The 20884-nt window shown below is 67.5% G+C and carries 10 protein-coding genes and 1 pseudogene; 8 read left to right on the top strand and 3 right to left on the bottom strand.

Translation table 11 applies throughout. The features are described 5' to 3' along the window. Positions 1-21 precede the first annotated feature (21 nt). The 4 genes from B079_RS0128560 to B079_RS0128545 all read left to right on the top strand — a co-directional run bounded on the left by B079_RS0128560 (position 22) and on the right by B079_RS0128545 (position 5244). Positions 22-879, top strand: coding sequence for an amino acid ABC transporter permease (locus B079_RS0128560; RefSeq protein WP_018549273.1), 858 nt, complete (start codon positions 22-24; stop codon positions 877-879). Beyond that, positions 876-2627 carry an FAD/NAD(P)-binding protein gene (locus B079_RS0128555; protein WP_026249176.1) on the top strand — a complete coding sequence of 584 codons (1752 nt, stop codon included), beginning with the start codon at positions 876-878 and terminating at the stop codon, positions 2625-2627. The genes B079_RS0128560 and B079_RS0128555 overlap by 4 nt, the downstream gene beginning before the upstream one ends. Before the next feature lie 260 nt (positions 2628-2887). Beyond that, positions 2888-3787, top strand: a complete 900-nt coding sequence (locus tag B079_RS0128550; protein ID WP_026249175.1) for a S1 family peptidase — start codon at positions 2888-2890, stop codon at positions 3785-3787. Positions 3788-4164: 377 nt separating this feature from the next. After that, complete coding sequence (locus B079_RS0128545; protein ID WP_018549270.1) at positions 4165-5244, top strand: S1 family peptidase; 1080 nt, start codon at positions 4165-4167, stop codon at positions 5242-5244. Between the two features lie 290 nt (positions 5245-5534). Here B079_RS0128545 and B079_RS0128540 read toward each other — a convergent pair whose 3' ends face one another. Further along, complete coding sequence (locus tag B079_RS0128540; protein ID WP_018549269.1) at positions 5535-6806, bottom strand: FAD-dependent monooxygenase; 1272 nt, start codon at positions 6804-6806, stop codon at positions 5535-5537. Then, positions 6807-7661 carry an alpha/beta fold hydrolase gene (locus B079_RS0128535; protein ID WP_018549268.1) on the bottom strand — a complete coding sequence of 285 codons (855 nt, stop codon included), beginning with the start codon at positions 7659-7661 and terminating at the stop codon, positions 6807-6809. Between the two features lie 77 nt (positions 7662-7738). Between B079_RS0128535 and B079_RS0128530 the strand changes: the two genes are divergently transcribed. Beyond that, complete coding sequence (locus tag B079_RS0128530; protein ID WP_026249173.1) at positions 7739-8614, top strand: AraC family transcriptional regulator; 876 nt, start codon at positions 7739-7741, stop codon at positions 8612-8614. Between the two features lie 71 nt (positions 8615-8685). On the opposite strand, the pseudogene B079_RS36145 reads toward B079_RS0128530, so the two are convergent. Beyond that, positions 8686-8974, bottom strand: a pseudogene (locus B079_RS36145) (PHP domain-containing protein); the annotation flags it as partial. A gap of 303 nt (positions 8975-9277) precedes the next feature. Between B079_RS36145 and B079_RS0128525 the strand changes: the two are divergent. From B079_RS0128525 to B079_RS0128515, 3 genes are all read left to right on the top strand, one after another. Beyond that, positions 9278-13459, top strand: a complete 4182-nt coding sequence (locus tag B079_RS0128525) for a LamG domain-containing protein (protein WP_106432400.1) — start codon at positions 9278-9280, stop codon at positions 13457-13459. 114 nt (positions 13460-13573) lie between these two features. Further along, positions 13574-20485, top strand: coding sequence for a polymorphic toxin-type HINT domain-containing protein (locus B079_RS0128520; protein WP_106432402.1), 6912 nt, complete (start codon positions 13574-13576; stop codon positions 20483-20485). Continuing rightward, positions 20448-20852 carry a hypothetical protein gene (locus B079_RS0128515; RefSeq protein ID WP_158685059.1) on the top strand — a complete coding sequence of 135 codons (405 nt, stop codon included), beginning with the start codon at positions 20448-20450 and terminating at the stop codon, positions 20850-20852. The genes B079_RS0128520 and B079_RS0128515 overlap by 38 nt, the downstream gene beginning before the upstream one ends. Positions 20853-20884 lie beyond the last annotated feature (32 nt).

Raw genomic sequence — 20884 nt, 5'->3', positions numbered from 1 at the left:
CGACGTGTCACGGAGTCCCGCATGTCATCCGACACCCTCGCCAAACCCGCCGCCCCGTCCCCGGTGCCCGCGCGCCCGGACGGCCCCACGATCGTCCCCCGCCGCCGCTACGGCCAGCGGGTCGCCGCCGTCCTCGTCCTGGTGCTGCTCGGGCTCGTGATCAACTCGGTGCTGCGCAACCGGGCCTTCCAGTGGGACGTGGTCGCCGACTACTTCACCTCGGTCTCCGTGCTGCGCGGCCTCTGGCTCACCCTGTGGCTCACCGCCGTGGTGATGGTCCTCGGCTTCGCCCTGGGCACCCTGCTCGCCGTCCTCCGGCTCTCCACCAACACGGTTTTGAGATCGGTCAGTTGGGGATACGTCTGGCTGTTCCGGTCGATCCCGATCCTGGTGCAGCTGCTGCTGTGGTTCAACATCGGGGCGCTGTACCCGCAGCTGTTCGGCATCAGGACCGTCAACCTGCTCGGACCGGTCGCCGTCGCCGTCATCGGGCTCACCCTGCACGAGGCCGCCTACGCCGCCGAGGTCGTGCGCGGCGGCATCCTCTCCGTGGACCACGGCCAGACCGAGGCCGCCCAGGCACTCGGGATGACCCCCGGGCAGCGCTGGCGGCGCATCGTGCTGCCCCAGGCCATGCGCTCCATCGTGCCCGCCGCCGGGAACATGCTCATCGGCACCCTCAAGGGCACCTCGATCGTCAGCGTCATCGCCGTCAACGACCTGCTCTTCTCCGCCCAGTTGATCTACCACCGCACCTATCAGGTGATCCCGCTGCTGATGGTCGCCACCCTCTGGTACACCGTCGTCACCTCGGTGCTCGGCATCGGCCAGTACTACGTCGAGAAGTACTACGCCCGCGGCACGGGGTCCGCCCGATGAGGCGCCGACTGGTCGTGGTGGGGGCTGGGCCCAGAGCGACCGGGCTCCTGGAGCGCATCGCCGCCAACTCTCCGGAGCTGTACGGCGGTCAGGGCATCGACATCCACCTCGTCGACCCGCATCCGCCGGGCGGCGGGCGCATCTGGCGCGAGGCGCAGTCCGAGCTGCTGTGGATGAACTCGCACGCCGCCGACATCACCATGTTCACCGACGAGACCGTGACGATGGAGGGCCCGGTCCGCGAGGGGCCCACCCTGCACGAATGGGCCCGGCTCGACGGCCGCACCTTCGCCGACCGGCGCATCCAGGGCCGCTATCTGCACTGGGTCTACGAACAGGCGCTGGCCGGTCTGCCGCCCGGCATCACCGTCCACCACCACCCCCGGCGGGCCCTGCGCGTCACCGGACCGGCCGACGGCCGCCAGCGGGTCTGGCTGGAGGGCCGTACCGAACCGCTCGTCGCCGACCTGGTCGTCCTCGCGCTCGGCCACCTGGACTCCGAACTCGACCCTGAGCAGCAGCGGTTGAGCGCCTACGCCCGCGCGCACGACCTCGTCCATCTGCCGCCCGACTTCACGGCCGACAGCGATCTGTCCGCGCTCGCGCCGGGGGAGCCCGTGCTCGTACGCGGCTTCGGGCTGGCGTTCGTCGACCTGATGGTGCTGCTCACCGAGGGGCGGGGCGGGCGGTACGAGGAGGACGGCTCGGGGGGTCACGTGTATGTGCCCTCGGGGCGGGAGCCGGTGCTGTACGTCGGCTCGCGGCGCGGTGTGCCGTACCACTCGAAGATCGGCTACGACTGGACCGGGCCCCGGCCGCCGCTGCCCCGCTTCTTCGGGCCCGAGGAGGTGCGGGCGCTGCTCGAACGGCCCGAAGGATACGAATTCCGGCGTGACATCTGGCCGTTGGTGGAGAAGGAGCTGGGATTCGCCTACTACCACCGGCTGTTCACCGCCCATCCCGAGCGAACGGCCATGGAATGGGCCGACTTCGAGGAGAAGTACGCGGTGGCGGGCGGGGCGGAGGAGATACGGGCACTCGTCGCGGCGGCGGTGCCGGATGCCCGGGACCGGCTGGACCTCGCCGCTCTCGACCGGCCGCTGGAAGGGGTGCGGTTCGGCTCGCACGCGGAGTTCCAGGAGGGGCTACGGGCGTACATCTCCGACGACTTGACGCGACGTCATGATTCTTCTTTCAGCGCTGACTTGGGGGTCTTCCTCGGACTGCTGTCCGTCTACGGGCAGTTGGTGCGGCTCGGGAATCTCGGGCCCTGGTGGCACGGGTTCTTCAGCTATCTCGCCTCCGGGCCGCCCGGGCCCCGGCTGCGGCAGCTGCTCGCGCTGTCCCGCGCCGGGCTGCTGCGGTTCGTGGGGGCGGAGATGGAAGTCGCCGCCGAGGACGGGGTGTTCCGGGCCTCGTCCCCCACGGTGCCGGGGTTCTCGGTTGAGGCACGGGCCCTGGTCGAGGCACGGCTGCCCGATCCGTCGGTCGGACGGGCCCGGGACACGCTGCTGCGCGAACTGCACGCCGAGGCGCTGGAGACGGCCGACGGGCTGCTGCGCGTCGACCCCGTCGACGGGCGGGTCCTCGGGCGCGACGGCCGCCCGCATCCCCGGCGGTTCGCGCTCGGGCCGTACACCGACGCGCGGACACCGGGAGCGTTCACCCGGCCGCGCACGGGCGGGGCGGCCTTCCGGCAGAACGACGCGGTGGCGCGGGTGGTGCTGCGGGAACTGGGGGACGGGTGAGGAGTGTGGTGGGCGCCGTCGCGTTCTGGGTGGGACACGAGGGGGCTCGGGGACGAATTTGACGCGAATTCAAGGGGGTTGAGCTGGGCGGCGGGCCGTCCAGGCCGAAACGCACTCTTGTGCCGACCGGCCGTTCGGCCGAATACTCCCCCTCAGCGCTTGTCAGGGTCATGAGTGCCTGACCGGTACTCCGTCCTGGCTGCGCCTCACGGGCCCCGACCCCACGCGGGCCCCCGACTTCCCTTGGGAGGGAACGAAAAGTGAGGATCAAGCGCACAACTCCCCGCGGCGGTGCTGCGAGACGGACCCGGCTGATCGCTGTGGCCACCGGCTTCCTGGCCGCTGCCGCGTTCGCCGCCCCCACCGCGAACGCCAGTGAAGCCCACACGTTCAGCGCCAGCCAGCTCACCCAGGCGAGCGACTCCGTTCGCCAGTCCGACATCCCGGGCACCGCCTGGGCCGTCGACAGCAAGAACCACCAGGTCGTCGTGACCGTCGACAGCACGGTCAGCGCGGCCGAGATCGCCCAGATCAAGGAACAGGCCGGATCGCAGGCGGACGCGCTCACCATCAAGCGCACCCCCGGCAAGTTCAACAAGCTGATCAGTGGCGGCGACGCCATCTACGGCGGCCAGTACCGCTGCTCGCTCGGCTTCAACGTGCGCAGCGGCAGCACGTACTACTTCCTGACCGCCGGGCACTGCGGTGAGGTCGCCTCCACCTGGTACAGCGACTCCGGGCACAGCACCGTGCTCGGCACCAACGTCGGGTACAGCTTCCCCGGCAACGACTTCGCGCTGGTGCGCTACACCAACTCCTCGGTCTCGCACCCGAGTGCGGTGGGCAGCCAGACCATCTCCAGCGCGGCGACGCCCTCCGTGGGCACGACCGTGTACCGGCGCGGGTCCACCACCGGTACGCACAGCGGGCGGGTCACCGCGCTCAACGCCACCGTGAACTACGGCGGCGGTGACATCGTCTCCGGTCTCATCCAGACCACGGTGTGCGCGGAGGGCGGCGACAGTGGCGGTCCGCTCTACGCGGGCAGCGTCGCGTACGGGCTCACCTCCGGGGGCAGCGGGAACTGCAGCTCCGGCGGTACGACGTTCTTCCAGCCGGTCACCGAGGCGTTGAGCTACTACGGGGTGACCCTCCCCTGATGGGTCTTCGGCGGGCCGTTCTTCCCTGACGGGGCGGTTCGGCGGGCCCCCATGCGTGTGTGTCGCGCATGGGGGCCCGTTTTTGTTTGGGGGCGCGTCGTGGTGGGGGTGGTTCGTGGTGGGGTGCGGTCGTGGGGTGGGCTTGGGTCGAGTGGCGGGGCGCCTCGGGGGAGGGGTGAGAAGCGGAGAAGGGTGCGTGGGGGTTGTGGGGCTTTTGGGGGCAGCGTGTGGGGAGAGGGGTGGGGTTCGGGGGCGGTCCGGCGTCGGTCTTGTGGGCCGGCTGTGCGGTTCGGAAGAGTGAGCGACTGTCAACCAGCCTTCCGGCTCGGCAGGTCCCCACAACTTTCCGGGCCGAACCCCCCACAGGAGGACGTGAGTTGAAGCACCGACACATATCCAGGCGGCGGGTCGCCCTCGCGGGCGGTGCCGCTGTCGCGCTCGTCGCGGCGGGTGTCACCCTGCAGACCGCCAACGCCAGCGAGACCGGCTCCGCCGGGCAGTTGAAGGTCCTGTCCGCTCCGGCGGCCAACAAGCTCGGGGCCTCCCTTCTGGGTGACCTCGGGTCGTCCGCCGCGGGCAGTTACTACGACGCCCAGGGCAAGAGCCTCGTCGTCAACGTGCTGGACGGCTCCGCGGCCCGTACCGTCGAGGCGGCCGGGGCCAGGGCCAGAATCGTCACGCGGTCGCTCGCCGAGCTGGACGGGGCTCGTTCCACGCTGAAGGAGCAGGCCACCATTCCCGGGACCTCCTGGGCGATCGACCCCGTCAGCAACAAGGTCGTCGTCACGGCCGACCGCACCGTCTCCGCTGCCGCCTGGGGCAAGCTGGGGCGGGTCGTGGACGGGCTGGGCGACACCGCTCAGCTCAAGCGGTCCAAGGGAGAGTTCAAGCCCTTCATCGCCGGGGGTGACGCCATCACCGGGTCCGGTGGGCGGTGCTCGCTCGGCTTCAACGTCGTCAAGGGCGGGGCGCCGTACTTCCTCACCGCCGGGCACTGCACCGAGGCGATCTCCAGCTGGTCGGACTCGTCCGGGAACGTGATCGGGCAGAACGAGGCGTCGAGCTTCCCCGGGAACGACTACGGGCTGGTGAAGTACACCGGGTCGGTCGACCACCCGAGCGAGGTGAACCTGTACAACGGGTCCTCGCAGGCGATCACCGGGGTGGCCGAGGCCACCGTCGGGATGCAGGTCACCCGGAGCGGGTCCACCACGCAGGTCCATGGCGGGACCGTCACCGGGCTCAACGCGACCGTGAACTACTCCGAGGGGACGGTCAGCGGGCTGATCCAGACCGACGTGTGCGCGGAGCCTGGGGACAGTGGTGGGTCGCTGTTCTCCGGGAGCAGTGCGGTCGGGCTGACCTCGGGGGGTAGTGGGGACTGCAGCTCCGGTGGGGAGACGTTCTTCCAGCCGGTGAGTGAGGCGCTGGCCGCTACGGGGGCGCAGATCGGCTGATCCCGGTTCGTGGTCTGGGCCCCGTCCTCCCTTTGTGGGGGCGGGGTCCTCTCCTGTGTCTGCGGGCCGTTGTCGCTTCCCGCCTTTCGCCGTTCGTGGGTCGGGGCCGCGCCGGGGGGTGTCCGTCCTCGGTCCGGCGGGCTCTGAGTGGAGAAGTGAGCCTCGTTTGCGCCGGCCGCTGCGGGCGGACACCCCCCGGCACGGCCCCTGCTCGCCGTGTGCGGGTGCGGGGATCGGTTGCGTCCACCGGTCGCCGCAAGTCGGGGTGGCTGCAGGGTCGCTAGCGTTCTTCACTCTGGCCCGGGGGCGCCTCCGGGGTCGGTCGCGGAGCTGTCCCGGCCTTGCGATGGTGGGTAGTCGTCGATCGTCATGGAGTTGTAGAGGCGGGCGCTCTTGGTGGTGAGGCGGAGGAGGGTGCGGCTGGGGCCTGCGGGAAGGGCGGAGATCAGGCGGGCGCCCTGGGCCAGTCCGCGCACGCCTAGGCGTGAGGTGGGGATCAGGGTCTTTGTCGCGCTGAGTGCCGCCGCGTGGGTGCCGCGTATGTGCGGCGCCATCGCGTGCTCGTAGGCGGGGAAGGCGTGTTCGTGGTCACCGGCCGCCCGTGCCAGCTCACCGGCGAGGACGTACGCTCCGACGACGGCCAGGCTGGTGCTGCCGCCGACGGCCGGGCCGGGGCAGTAGCCCGCGTCGCCGACGAGCGTCACCCGTCCCTGCGACCAGGTGTCCATGCGGAGCTGGGTGATCGAGTCGAAGTAGAACGCCGGGGTGCGGTCGAGTTCGTCCAGCCAGTCGTCCACGTCAGGGTGCAGGCCGTCGAACGCGTCGCGCAGCAACTCCTTCTGGCGGGGCACGTCGTGGTGGTGGTAATCGAGTGCGTGCTCGCTCCGGAACAGGAACAACGCCCGCGCGTCGCCGAGGTGCCGCGCGCCGTACATTCCGGCGGTGCGGCCGACGCCTACGTGGATGAGGAGTTCGTTGTCGAGCGCGGAGACGTTCGGCAGGGTCAGTACCCCGAGGTAGGCCCCGATGAAGGTGCTGAAGCGGGACTCGTCGCCGAAGACGAGGCGGCGCACGTTGGAGTGCAGTCCGTCCGCGCCGACGACGAGGTCGAAACGGCGCGGCGGGGCGTTCTCGAACCGCACCTCGCCGTCGGGCGAGAGGGCGGTGATCGAGTCGTTGAACAGGTACTCGACGTCGTCGCGCGCGGCGTCGTAGTAGATCTCGCTCAGGTCGTCGCGCATGACCTCGATGTGCCGGTCGGAAGCGGCACGGAAGATCTTGGAGAGGTCCACCCGGACGGGACGCCGTGCGCTCTCCTGGTGGAGGGTCATCCGGCTGGTGCCGGTGGCCCGCTCCTCGATGCGCGGGAGCACGCCCATCTTCTCCGAGATGGTCATCGCGGGCCGGAACAGGTCGACCGCGTGGCCGCCGGTCCTGCGCGGAGTCGGCGCGCGCTCGACGACGGTGACGGAGAAGCCGTGTCGGGTGAGCCAGTACGCCAGTACCGGGCCGGCGATGCTGGCGCCGGAGACGAGAATCCGCAGGGTGCTCCTCGTTGTCATTCAGTCCACCCGTACGGCGTGGGTCGTGGTGAAGGCCAGTAGGGGAGTGGCGGTCCGTGGGGGGTCCTCGAGTATCGGTGAGTGTCCGAGGCCGGGCAGCAACTCGACTTTCGCGCCCGGAACGGCGCGGTAGTTGGCGGCGGACGAGGATCGCCACCTGCGGTCGTCCTCGCCGAAGAGCACCAGGAGCGGCTTGCCGAGGGCCGTCAGCCGGTCCGGGAGCGCCTGCTGCTCCAGGTAGTCGCGGGTGGCCTGCATCGTCGCGGTGAGCGTGTGGGGGGTCATGCGCCGTACGTCGTCCAGGAGTTCTGCCGGGATCTGGTAGCCCGCGCGGCTGAAACCGGTGCTCGCGAACCGGCGGAGCTGTTCGTCGGTCGGCGGCCACTGTGAAAGTCCGCTGGGGGCGGACCGCGGTGCGATGAAGGCGTCCAGGCTGGGGCCGGTGTTAATGAGCGCGAGCGCGGTCACCAGGTCGGGTCGCTGTTCGGCGAGGGCGGTGGCGACCGCGCCTCCGCTGGAATGGCCTACGACCACGGCGTGCTCGACGCCGAGCCGGTCCAGTGCCGCGCCGGTTCGGCGTGCCTGGTCCGGGAGCGCGTAGCCGCCGTCGGCCGGTTTGGCCGAGCGGCCGTGCCCGAGCAGGTCGATCCGGATGACGTGGTGAGATCCGGTCAGCTCCGGAACCAGCGCGTCCCACGAGCGGGTCGAGGACGCGGACCCGTGGAGGAGCAGGAGTGCGGGGGCGTCGCGGGGGCCGTCCTGGCACACGTGGATGTCGCTGTCGTCCAGCGGCAGGGTCGAACTCTTGGTCTTGGCGCCGCCGTTCGCGTGCGGTCCGCCGTCGGAAACAGTCATGGGCCCACTGTCGCCGCCGGTCCCCGTCGGTGGATTGGATAAATGTTCCCCTCGGTCGGCTCAACTAGCATGGGAGGGTGCGGACTTTCATGCACGGTGCGGCTGTGTGGGACGTCGCATGCCCGCAGCGGCCCAGCAGGTTGGCCGGTCTCACCATGGCCGGGTTCCGGGTCCGTGATCTGGACGCCCTCCGGATGGTCCCGCATCCGGCCGTGACGCTGCTCCTGGAGTTCGGCGCCGGTTCGCCCGTCCTCGACTGTGCCGCCGGGCGGCAGCAGCGGGGAAGCCTCGTCGCCGGACCTGGGCTCGGGACCGGAGGTGCGGTCCGGGTGCGGGGAGAGAACGTCGAGTGTGTGCAGGTGCGTCTGTCCCCGGTGATCGCCCGCGCGGTTCTGGGCGCCTCCCCCGCCGACCTCGACGGCGCCGTCGTGCCGCTGGGCGACCTGTGGGGCCGGGAGGCGTCCCGGATCCGCGAGCAACTTGGCGAGGTCTCGTCGTGGCGGGATCGCTTCGCGTGGACGGACGCGCTGCTCGCTCGCCGGTATGAGGCGGGGCCGCCGGTGGACCCGGAGGTGGCCTGGGCCTGGCACCGGATCGTCACCAGCCGTGGCCTGGCCCGGGTCGACGGACTCGCGACCGAGGTCGGCTGGAGCCGTAAACGCCTGTGGTCCCGATTCCGGTCGCAGCTCGGCCTACCGCCCAAACGCGCCGTGAACCTGGTCCGCTTCGACCATGCCGTCCACCGCCTGGTCGCGGGTGAAGGCGCGTCCCGAGTCGCGGCCGACGCCGGTTACGCCGACCAGTCCCACCTGCATCGAGACGTCAGGGCATTCACCGGGGCGACCCCCGCGACCATGGCCGACGAGCCGTTCCTCGCCGTCGACGACATCGCTTGGCCCGGCCGCGGAACCCCCACCAAGCCTCATGCCTCCGGGGATCGGCGAATCCGGTGAGGTGAGCGGCTAGCCGCGAAGACCTGGGGCCGGGGCTGGTGCCGGTCCGCCCGTGCCCGTCCCACCTCGGAGTCGGCCCACCCGCGCGCGGACCGCGCCAGGAACACCGCACGAAACGGCGCCTCCGTCACGAAGGCACCGCCCCGGCCGGGGTCCGCTGCTGTCCTGCCGTCGTGGGTCCGGACGCCGTGACCCCGGGCACGGCCAGATCGACACCGAACAGGGGGCGATACCGACCTGCGCGCATGCTTTCGCGAAGCGCACCGCTCCCGCCATCGAGTCCCGGTCGGTCAGCGTCAGCGCGTCGAGCCCTCGCTCGGCGGGCCGTTCGGCCAGCTCGTGCGGATGACCGGCAGAGTGAGGTGAGCGCTTCGCCTGCGGCCTCCTCGGGTCGACGCGTCCTCATCTGGGCAGTGCCGCTGATGCGTTATCAAGTCGCAACCCCACCGTGCACAACCGTGTCGGACGTCACACTCCGGTAGGGGCGTCTATGTCTGATGCATCCTCAACTCTCCCGCTGGATCTGTGACATCGATGCTCCATACAGTCACGTGATTCCTCTTCAGGAAATCTTCATTTTGTGTGGTCCGGGGGTGGGGCGTGCGGAGATGTGTTCGTCGGCGTAGATGGAGATCGCTGGCCATATCGGCCGTGTGGGGTGTGATGGTCGGCGCGGTTCCGCAGATGGTGGCGCCGCATCCGGCTCATGCCGCACCGGCGGCCGCCGCCGAGGACAGCACGACTGCCGGTCGGCGAAGTGCCGATGCGGCTCTCGCCCAGGCGCGCCGTTCGGGCAAGAATGTGGAGGTCATGTCACTGCGGGGAGAGAGCAGTGACGTGTACGCGACGCCGGACGGCGACTTCGAAGCGCGAGAGTATCTGCGCCCCGTCCGTGTTCGATCGGCCGACGGCTGGAAGGACATCGACACCGACCTGGTGAAGGCCGACGACGGTGGGCTCGTTCCGAAGGCGACGAGTATCGGCCTGGAGTTCTCCGGAGGCGGACAGACTCCGCTGGTGAAGATGACCAAGGCAGGTCGCGAGCTGTCGCTGTCGTGGCCCACGCCGCTGCCGACTCCCGAGGTCAGCGGGGACATCGCCACGTATCACGATGTGCTGCCGGGCGTGGACGTGCGCATGGGGGCACAAGAAGACGGGTTCACCCAGCTCTTGGTGGTCAAGTCGGCAGAAGCCGCTGCCAGTAAGGACCTGGCGGAAATACGACTGAAGCTTGCCGCTGACGGCATGAACGTCGAGGAAACCAGTGACGGCGGGCTGCAGGCGGTCGACAACGGTGCCGGAGGAGCGGTCTTCGAGGCCCCGAAACCCGTGATGTGGGACTCAAGTCCGGGCAGCAGTACCGCTCAGTCCAAGACCGCACCGAATGCTGAACTCCGCGACTCCACGGGGCCCGAGCCGGGAGCAGGTGAGTCCGGAAAGCTTGCCGCCGTGGAGGTCGACGTTCCGCAAGATGGCAAGGAACTGGTCCTGACCCCGGATGCGGATGTGCTCAAGGGACAGGACACGCAGTACCCGGTATTCATCGACCCGCAGTGGTACTCCCCACTCGCATCGGCGTGGACGGTGGCCTCGAAGTACTGGGCGTCCTCGCCCCAGTGGAAGTTCAATGGCGCATCCGATTCCGGGATGGGCTATTGCAACTGGTCGTACTGCAACCCGAATGACACCAAGCGGCTCTTCTATCGCCTCCCGGTCTCCAAGTTCTCCGGCAAGTCGATCCTGTCGGCGGAGTTCGTGGTGCGCAACACCTGGTCTGCGTCCTGCAGCGCGCGTGAGGTCGAGCTGTGGCAGACCAAGGGCATCTCGGACAGCACGACGTGGAACTCGCAGAACGCCTCAGGGTTCTGGATCAAGCAACTCGCTTCGGACTCCTTCGCCTACGGTTACTCCGGCTGCAGCGCGAAGGATGCCGAGTTCGATGTGAAGTCGGCGTTGCAGGCGGCGGCCAGTGCTCATGATTCGACGATGACGTTCGGTTTGAGGGCGGGCAGCGAATCAGACGGCTACGGTTGGAAGCGATTCTCCGACAAGGCGCACCTCCGGGTGAAGTACAACCGGCCGCCCGCACAGTTGAAGTCCTCGCAGCTGACCATGGAGTACGGCGGTACGTGTAAGCCGTCGTCCAGCCCCGCCCATGTGCGCACCATGGGCCAGATCTATGCCGGCAACGTGACCGATCCGGACGGCGACAGCGTCGCCGTCGAGTTCCAGGCAGTGTGGGCCGGTGGCTCGTGGAAGCCGGCCAAGACGACGTCGAAGAAGTCAGGGTCCGACTTCTCGATCTCGCTGCCGTCATCGATACCTACGGACAAGACGGTCAACTGGTATGCCCGCGTGTACGACGGCGTGCAGTACTCGCCCTGGTCGTATGCCGGTGATCCGCAAGCCTGCTACTTCATCTACGACACCAAAGTGCCCAAGGCGCCGACGGTCAGCTCCGGCGAGTATCCGGTATCCAACCCCGCTGATCCCGACGACCTGTGGTACGACGGGGTGGGGCGGTACGGGTCGTTCGAGGTGAAGGCCGCCGACACAGACGTGAGCACGTACTGGTACGGAATCAACGGCGATCCCTCCTCGAAGAACAAAATCACCACGTCGGGTGGGGCGGCCCGGATCGCCAAGGTGCTGCCGGCCAAGCCCGGGCTGAACTTTTTCACCGCGCAGGCTTTCGACCCGGCAGGCAATGGCAGTGAGATCCGCACCTATCAGTACCGCGTGAAGGCAGGGCAGCCCGCGCGCGCGACCTGGCAACTGGATGAGGCGGCGGGCGCGAGCGAAGCCAAGGGGTCCACTCCGGATCGCAGCCTGGTGCTGAGCGGCGGGGCTGCCCCCGGTGCGGAAGGCGTGCAGGGCACGGCGGTGCACTTCAACGGAACCGACGGATACGCTTCCACCGATCTCTCGCCGGTCAACACCTCCGGCGGGTTCGCGATCTCGGCTTGGGTCAAACTGGACAAGATCCCCGATGCCACGGCCGACGTGGCGTTGATACCGGGCAACAACGCGCCAGGCATGGAGCTTTACTACTCCACCAAGTACGGCTGGGCGTTCAATCAGTACAAGTCCGATGACGCTGCAGCGGATATCGCGCGGGCGGATCAGGGCAGCTCCAGCCAAGTGAGGGCGGGGGTGTGGACGCACTTGGTGGGCTCGTACTCTTCGGCCAGTGATCAGTTGCAGCTGTTCGTCGACGGCACGCTCGTCAAGTCGGTGGACTACGCCACTGCGTGGGAGGCCCGGCGCGGACTGCAGATCGGGGGCAAGAACCTCACCGGTACCGCTCCGGTATCGCTGTTTCCCGGCACGATCGATGAAGTGCAGCTGTTCGACAAGCCGCTCGCGCAGAACGAGGTCGACAAGCTCAACGCCCAGCAGACTGTCGGTGACCCGGGGCGCCCGGCCATCGCTGTTTTTGACCTGGACGAACCCGCTGCCGCCACCGAGATCACGGGTCATGGCGGGGTGTTGCCCGCCAGGTACAACGGCACAGTGACCACCGGTGTCGAGGGCATCGCGGGCAAGGCTACCCACTTCGACGGCACCTCGGGCTACGCGAAGATCGGCCAGACCAGCGGCCCCCATGTGAACACCGAGCGGAGCTTCACCGTTTCGGCCTGGGCCAGGCTCGACAAAAAGCCGGAAGGCGCCGCAGTGATCACAGCGCAGGCAGGCAAGAACAAGCCCGGCTTCGAGCTGTACTACTCGTCCGTCTACAACCGGTGGGCGTTCAATCAGTACTCGGCGGACACCGCCGACGCGACCCCGGTCCGTGCCATGCAGCCGGACGGCACCACAGCGAACATCGACACCTGGGTGCACCTCGTCGGCGTGCACGACACCATCGCCAACACACTCACCCTGTATGTGAACGGCGCAAAGGCCGGCTCGACGAGCCTGGTGAACGCGTTCTACGCGGACCAGTCGATGTACATCGGCGCCGGCAACTACAGCGGCGCCATGGCTGCCTACTTCCCCGGCACCATCGACGACGTACGTGTCCTGGACCGGCCGGTATCCGCGGAAGAAGTCCAGCAGATGTACCGGCAGCGTTCGCTGGTGAACGGACGCTGGAACTTCGAATCGATCACCACCACGACGCCGGTTACGACCCCGGACCTGTCGACCGGCAACCGACCGATGAGCCTCTACGGGGGTGCCACACTCGGCGAGTCCCAGATCGATACCAATGGTCTGCAACTGGACGGGGTGAACGCGTATGCGGCCACCTCCGCGATGCCGGTGGACACCAGCGGCAGCTTCACCGTCACCGCCTGGGCCAAAGCTGCGGCAACACCCGATCATCCCCTCACGGTCGTGAGCGCGGAAGGCGCCACCCGCAGTGCGTTCGACATCACCTACCAACCCGACACCAGCGCGAACCCGGGGCCGGGGCGGTGGGAGATCAGCCTGCCCGACAAGGACGCCACCGATGCCGTCGTCAACCAGGCGGGCAATACCGAGTTCGACGACGTGACGAACTGGAACCACCTCACGCTCGTCTACGACGGATTTGCTCGTGAAGCCCGTCTGTATGTCAATGGCGTGCTGCAGGACTCCCAGGGTGCCTGCGGCGACGACACGGGTGACGGATCAGCCGCCGACACCGCGTGCATGGGCGCCTGGGCCGACAACGTCCTGACGTTCAAAGCGTCCAGGTCACTACAGGTCGGGCGATCCCAAAGCGATGCGACCGGCACCTACTTCGCCGGAGCCATCGACGACGTGTGGGCCTTCCAGGGCGCACTCAACGACAGCCAGGTACAAGAACTCGCCGGCGCCTGGTTCGACATTCCCACCGAGGTACCGGCCGGCCGCAGCTGACCTGTGGGTGGGCCCGGCGCCGGTGTCGGACCCACCCACGGCATCCCCCCATTGACTCCCGTGCCTCAGACAGTCGTCGGCTGTCTGTGGTGCCTGGCAGTGCTGGACTCCTGGATGAAACTGACACACGCCTTCCTGCGCGGGGCGAGACAGGCCCGCTCCACCCCGCTTGTCGTCTCCACCGTCTTGATAGCCGGCCTGTTGCAAGCCGCCGCGCTCCCGAACGCGGCAGCGGACGACGGACCACCGGCCCTTCCCAAGAGCGAGAAGCCGGTCGCCGGTACCCGCGGCGTCAAAGTCTCACCTCGCCCCGCCAACAAGGGCCCCCGTCTACCGAAGACTCCACCGAGGAAGAGCTGGCCGACCGGCGGTCAGGGAACCGTCGGCCTGCCCAGGAAAGCCTCGGGCCCGAAGAGCCTCACCGCCGTGAAGGACCTGCCGATCAAGGTCGGACGCCCGTCCGGCAGAGCCGCGGCACCCGAACAGGTCGACACGAATCTGCTCAGCCAGTCCCGCGCCCACAAGGCAGGCATCCATGGCCTGTTGTTCACTCTCGCCCCCCACGACACGGCCAAGGCCGAGGAGCGATCCGCAGCAAAGACCAAGGTCGGCGTCAACGTCGACTACCGCTCCTTCGCCCAGGCGTACGGCGGGTCCTACGCCGCCCGTCTGCGCCTGGTGCGGCTGCCGGCCTGCGCTCTGACCACCCCCGACAAGGCGGCATGCCGTACTCAGACCCCTGTCGCGGCGACCAACAAGGCCGGCAGCAACACTCTGACGGCCACCGCGGTGCCCCTGCAGACCTCCGGCGCGACCGTGCTGGCCGCCACCGCAGGTGCCGCCAGCGAGAAGGGCGACTATCAGGCAACGTCCTTGTCGCCGTCCGCGACCTGGTCCACCAACCTCAACACCGGTGACTTCACCTGGTCCTACCCCATGGGCGCGCCCAAGGTGCCCGGCGGTCTGGGGCCGGACGTGAAACTGACCTACTCGTCCGGCTCCATGGACGGCAGAACCAGCAACACCAACAACCAGGGCTCCTGGGCCGGCGACGGGTTCGATCTGTCGCCCGGCTTCATCGAGCGCCGCTACAAGCCCTGTTCGGACGACGGAGAAAAGAACGCCGACGGCAATAAGCCGGGCGATCTGTGCTGGGACTACGACAACGCCTTCATCACCTTCAACGGCAAGGGCGGTGAACTCGTCCCGGCCGGCACCGACACCTACAAGCTGAAGGACGACGACGGCACCCTCATCAAGCGTCTCCGTAACACGGACCTGGCCAATGGCGACAACGACGGCGAGTACTGGCGTCTGACGACCCCGGACGGTACGAGGTACTACTTCGGCTACAACCGTCCCTCCGGCTGGAGCGCGGACAAGGAAGAGACCAACTCGGCCTGGACCGTGCCCGTCTTCGGCAACAACAAGGGCGAGCCCTGCAACGCCGCCACCTTCGCGGACTCCTGGTGCCAGCAGGCCTGGCGCTGGAACCTGGACGCTGTTGTCGACACGCACGGCAACAGGATGATGTACCGCTACGACAAGGAGTCCAACTCCTATGGTCGTAACCTCAAAGCATCCGACGACACCCCTTATACGCGCGGCGGCTACCTCAGGCGCATCGACTACGGGCTGCGGGACAACTTCTACAACAAGCCGCTGGCGCAAGTCGTGTTCGACAGTGCTGAACGCTGCCTGCCACAGGACGGTGTCACCTGTGCCGCCGACACGATCGACGACAAGGCCTCGTACTGGTACGACACGCCGTGGGACCTGAACTGCAAGGCCGGCACCGACTGTGACAACGGCCGCTTCTCTCCCTCGTTCTGGACACGTAAGCGGCTGACCGACGTCACCACCCAGGTCCTCAAGACCGACGGAACCTACGGCAAGGTCGACTCCTGGAAGCTGAACCACCGCTGGGGCATGGCCGATGTGGACTACCAGCTGGAGCTGGACAGCATCCAGCACACCGGCCAGTCGATCACCCCGGCCATCACGCTGCCGAAGGTCTCGTTCACCTACACCCAGTTGGAGAACCGGCTCGACAAGACCGGGGACGGCTACGCCCCGTTCATCAAGGACCGCCTCAAGACGGTCAGCGACGAGTCCGGCGGGCAGATCGACGTCGACTACTCCGCACCGGCCTGTGACTGGAACAACCTGCCCACCCCCGAGACGAACAGCACCCGGTGCTTCCCGCAGTACCTGGGCGGGGACAGCGACACCGACCCCGAGCTGCAGTGGTTCAACAAGTACGTCACCGAGTCCATCACCGTCCAGGACCGTGCCAAGGGCACGGACGGCACCGGAAACTCGCCGGACCAGGTCACCCGCTATCAGTACCTCGGCGATGCCGCCTGGCACTTCGATGACGACGACGGTCTGACCAGGACCAAGGAGAAGACCTGGTCGCAGTGGCGGGGCTATGGCCGGGTCCGCGTCCAGACCGGCGGCCAGGGCGGCGCCGCGTCCATGCTCACGCAGAAGGACACCTACTTCCTGCGCGGCATGGACGGCGACCGGAAGGACAGGAGCGGGGGCACCAAGGCCGTCTCCGTCGCCCTCGACACCGGCGAGGGCGACCCGATCACCGACCACGCATCGGCCGCCGGATTCGCCTACAAGACCGTCACCTACGACAAGCCCGGCGGCAAGGTCCTCGAGAAGACGGTCGACCAGCCCTGGCACGCCGAAACCGCGAAGAAGGTCCGCGACTGGGGCACCGTCACCGCGAACTTCACCGGTACCTCCGGCGCCAAGCAATGGGTCTCCCTCGACAACGGCGCCGGCACCGACTGGCGGGTCACGTCCACATACACCCGGTATGACTCCACTGCCGGGCGGATCTACGAAGTCGACGACTACGGCGACAACTCCACCTCGGCCGACAACCGCTGTGCGCGTACCACATATGCGACCAACACGGCGGACAACATCCTCGACAAGCCTTCGCGCGTCGAGACCGTCGCTGTGTCCTGCAACGTGACTCCGGACCGCGCCAAAGACGTCATCTCCGACACCCGCACCGCCTACGACGGCCAGGCATACGGCGCCGCACCGACCAAGGGCGACTCGACGACCGCCGCGACTCTGAAGGGCTACGACGGCACCAAGGCCACCTACCTGGAGACCGGCACCACCTTCGACGCCTACGGCCGACCACTGACCGCCACGGACCTGACAGCCGACGTCACCGTGGACGGCGACAACGCACCTGTGCGCACCACGCGCACCGACGGCCGGACCACCACCACCGCCTACACTCCGGCCACCGGTTGGCCGGCCCAGGTGAAGACCACCACTCCACCGGCCACGACGTCGGCGTCCACCGCCCAGACCACCACGACCGACCTCGACCCGCTGCGTGGTCAGGTGGTCAAGGAGACCGACACCAACAACAACGCCACTCAGATCCAGTACGACGCGCTCGGCCGCACACGCAAGGTCTGGCTCGCCGACCGCGCGACGGCCCAGACACCGACCTACGAGTACACCTACACGATCACGGGGGACACTCCGACGGTCGTTGCCACCAAGACCCTCGACAACAACGGCGGCCAGACCACCTCGTACATGCTGTACGACGGACTCCTTCGCGCCCGTCAGCTCCAGTCGCCCGGCCCTGACGGTGGCACGCTGCTGGCCGACACGTTCTACGACGAGCGTGGGCTGACCTCGAAAGTCTTCGCCCCGTACTACACGACAGGCACGCCCGACGGAAAGCTGTTCACACCCAACGACGCTCTCAGCGTCGAGACGCAGACCCGTACCACGTACGACGGCCTGAACCGTCCGACCGCGGTCACGCAGCTCGCCGGCGGCGGAGACGGCGGCAAGGTCCTGAACACCACCACGACCACGTACGACGGCGACCGCTCCACGGTCATCCCTCCGCAGGGCGGCACTGCCACCACCATCATCAACGACGCCCGCGGCAACACCACCGAGCTGCGCCAGCTTCAAGAGCGCAAGGCGGACGCCGCATACGACACGACCAAGTACACCTACTACCCCAACGGCAAACTCCACAAGATCACCGACAACGCGGGCAGCGTCTGGTCGTACACCTACGACCAGCTCGGTCGCCAGACTCAGACTGCCGACCCCGACAAGGGCGTCACCATCAGCACCTACGACGACCGAGGCCAGCTCACCACGGTCGACGACGCCCGCACGGACGTACCCACGCTCTACTACGCCTACGACGGCCTGGGCCGCGAGACCGAACTCCATGAAGGCTCGGCCACCGGAACCCTGCGAGCCAAGTGGGTCTACGACACCGTCTCCGGAGCCAAGGGCCAACTCGCCGAATCCACCCGCTACGTCAGCGGCAACGCCTACACGAGCAAGGTCACCGCCTACGACAAGCTGTACCGCGCCACCAAGACCGCTGTCGTCATTCCCGCTTCCGAGAACCAGCTCCAGGGCACCTATCAGACCGGCACCAGCTACCGGCCCTCCGGCCTGGTCGCCAGCGTCAGTTACTCCGCTGCCGGCGCACTGCCCGGAGGCTCGGTCACCTACGGGTACGACGACCGGACCCTGTGGCCCACGAGCGTGTACGGCCAGGGCATGACCAGCAGCGTCAACTACTCGTACACCGGCAAGCCCCTTCAGTACACGATGGGCCTGACCGGCAGTACCAAGACCACCACGGTCACCAACACCTACGAGCAGGGCACCCAGCGCCTGTCCCACACGCGTGTGGACCGTGCAGACCAGCCCGGTGTCGACCGGAGCCTCACCTACGGATACGACGACAACGGAACCATCCGTTCCATGTCGGACGTCAACTCCACCGGCACCGACACCCAGTGCTTCACCTACGACTACCTTCAGCGCCTCACCGACGCCTGGACCCAGAACACCACCACCTGCGCCACCGCCCCGAGCGCGGCCCAGATCGGTGGGACCACGCCGTACTGGCAGTCCTACAGCTACGACAAGTCCGGCAACCGCAAGTCCGAAACACAGCACGCTCCGTCCGGTGACGTGGCGAAGGACGTCCACCGCACCTACACCTACCCCGGTCCCGGCCGGCCCCACGACCACGCCCTCACGTCCGTCACCACGACCGGACCGTCTGGCGCCAAGACCGACACCTACGACTTCGACGCGGCAGGCAACACCATCGCTCGTCCCGGACAGCGGCTTCTCTGGGACGCGGAAGGCCACCTCGCCAAGGTCACCGAAGGCGACAAGACCACCGATTACGTCTACGACGCCGACGGCAACCGCCTCATCGGCCGCACGCCCTCCGAAACCACCCTCTACCTCGGCCACACCGAAGTCACCCTCGCCAGGGGAAGCACCACCCCGAAGGCCACCCGCTACATCGACCTCGGTGACGGCCAGACCGCCGTGCGCAACGACGACGGCACTTTCGACTTCACCATCGGCGACCACCAAGGCACCGGCCAACTCGCTGTAAAAGCAGCTGACTTGTCCCTCACTCGCCGCCAGAACCTCCCCTTCGGGGCGCCTCGCGGCGATGACCCGAAGAACTGGCCCGGCACCAAGGGCTACGTCGGAGGCACCGACGACACCAAGTCCACCGGTCTCACCCACCTCGGAGCCCGCGAATACGACCCCACCACGGGCCGCTTCCTCTCCGTCGACCCTCTCTTCGAACTCACCAAACCCCAGACCTTCGACGGCTACAGCTACGCCCTGCAAAACCCTGTCACCAATGCCGACCCGAGCGGTGAGGGTAACGCCGACTGCATGTCGGGCGTCGTCAATAACTGCAGCAACGGCGTCCCGACCAAGAAGTCCAGGTTCTCCAAGGCGGAACAGACCCGTCCGCCGGTCACGACTCCAGTGACGTGGATCGACGAAGGGATGGGCTCCAGGAGGGATGTCGACGACGACGGAGCGATCACGCTCCTGCCCGGCGTCAATGTGCCGGCCGACTGGGGGCAGATCGATAAATTCATCTCAGTCTTCTACGACCGGCTGTTCTACCTGAGCAGCGGCTACGGCTATGACGCGTACGTCACTCAGCCCGACCAATCCAGCCTCCAGGCCGACATCAAGGAATCCCTGCTCACTGCCTGCCAAGAGACAAACTGTCCTGCCAAGAGGGCCCTCTTCTTCAAGTGGGCGGCAAGTGCTGCTGTGTCGGCAATCGTCGAGGGCGGCTCCTTCGCGGCGGGCAGGAAAACCCTTCGACACGGCCTCGACGAAGAGGGCGGCAGCAAGAACTCGAAGCCGAGTGGCTGTAACTGCTTCCTGGCCGGCACCGATGTCCTCATGGCCGACGGATCGACCAAGAACATCGAAGAAATCAAGGTCGGCGACAAGGTCCGCAGCACCGATCCCGGAACCGGCGAGACGCGAACCCGCAAGGTCACCCGCCTCATCCACATCGACAGCGACAAACACTTCAACAAGCTGTCCATCGTCACCCCTCACGGCATCGAGCACCTGACTGCGACCCACGAGCACCCCTTCTGGTCGCCCTCGGAAAACGACTGGGTGACCGCCGGCGACCTCACGCCAGGCATGACCCTGCTGACGGACCACGGCACCACCGTCATCGTCACGGCCAACCACGCCTTCACCAGGCATGTTCGTACGTACAACCTCACCATCGACGAACTCCATACGTACTATGTACTCGCTGGTCAGACGCCGGTTCTCGTTCACAACAGCGGAGCGGGCCCTGATCCAACCTCTTTCTCGAACTTGATACCGTCAGACACACCGGAATGGTTCAAGCCGATTGCTCCTGGCACCGTGCTTTCTCGCTCTGGAAACTATGCATATGTAGTGACCGGAGACGGTGAGCTCGTTATCGGGAAGCGAACAGCTGGCCATGTGAGCCTCGCGCAGGGGCGGGATGTGCTGGCTGCTGGCGAGTTCAAAACCAAGGGTGGCCAAGTCGTGTTCCTCGACAATAAATCTGGCCATTATCGGCCTTACGGAGCTAACGCCCAAAAGGCGGCAGTGGATGCCTTTGAAAGGAATGGGCTCGGCGCTGGTGGAAAATACATCGAAGCATGGCGGCCAAGCTGCTGATCCGGTCGCGGAGCTCAGGCAGGCCCTCCAAGGGGTTCTCGCTACGGCGGAGGAGACCTGTGGCGCCGAAGCGCTTGAGCCGGGCTTGGAGCGTACGCTCGCGATTCTGCAGAGGAACCCTGATTTCCGGGGGCAATTCGAGAGTCAACTGATTGCGCTGATCGACTCGCCAGAGGAAGGCGTTGTCGAGGTAGTTTCTTTCCTAATGCACGTGCTGCGTTGGGAAGCTGTCCGAGAGGCGGTTGAAGAAAGGGTCAGCTACCCCTGGGGGAATGTCAGCAGCATTCGGCTTTACGAGGCGATGCTGGATTCCTTCTCTGACTTCTGGCGCGATCGTGATCTCTATGCGAGATTCGCCGAGTCGTGAGTCCGTAGATCTGTAGCACGCTTCCAGGATGG

It is taken from the genome of Streptomyces sp. LaPpAH-108 (assembly GCF_000373625.1).
GTDB lineage: Bacteria > Actinomycetota > Actinomycetes > Streptomycetales > Streptomycetaceae > Streptomyces.
Note: the sequence above shows the minus strand (reverse complement) of the source record. Positions and strands in the feature narration are given on the sequence as shown.

Excerpts from the sequence above, each read along its gene's own strand:
- B079_RS0128540 (WP_018549269.1), bottom strand. The coding sequence starts at position 6,806 with ATGACAACGAGGAGCACCCTGCGGATTCTCGTCTCCGGCGCCAGCATC.
- B079_RS0128525 (WP_106432400.1), top strand. The coding sequence starts at position 9,278 with ATGGTCGGCGCGGTTCCGCAGATGGTGGCGCCGCATCCGGCTCATGCC.
- B079_RS0128520 (WP_106432402.1), top strand. The coding sequence starts at position 13,574 with ATGAAACTGACACACGCCTTCCTGCGCGGGGCGAGACAGGCCCGCTCC.
- B079_RS0128560 (WP_018549273.1), top strand. The coding sequence starts at position 22 with ATGTCATCCGACACCCTCGCCAAACCCGCCGCCCCGTCCCCGGTGCCC.
- B079_RS0128535 (WP_018549268.1), bottom strand. The coding sequence starts at position 7,661 with ATGACTGTTTCCGACGGCGGACCGCACGCGAACGGCGGCGCCAAGACC.
- B079_RS0128555 (WP_026249176.1), top strand. The coding sequence starts at position 876 with ATGAGGCGCCGACTGGTCGTGGTGGGGGCTGGGCCCAGAGCGACCGGG.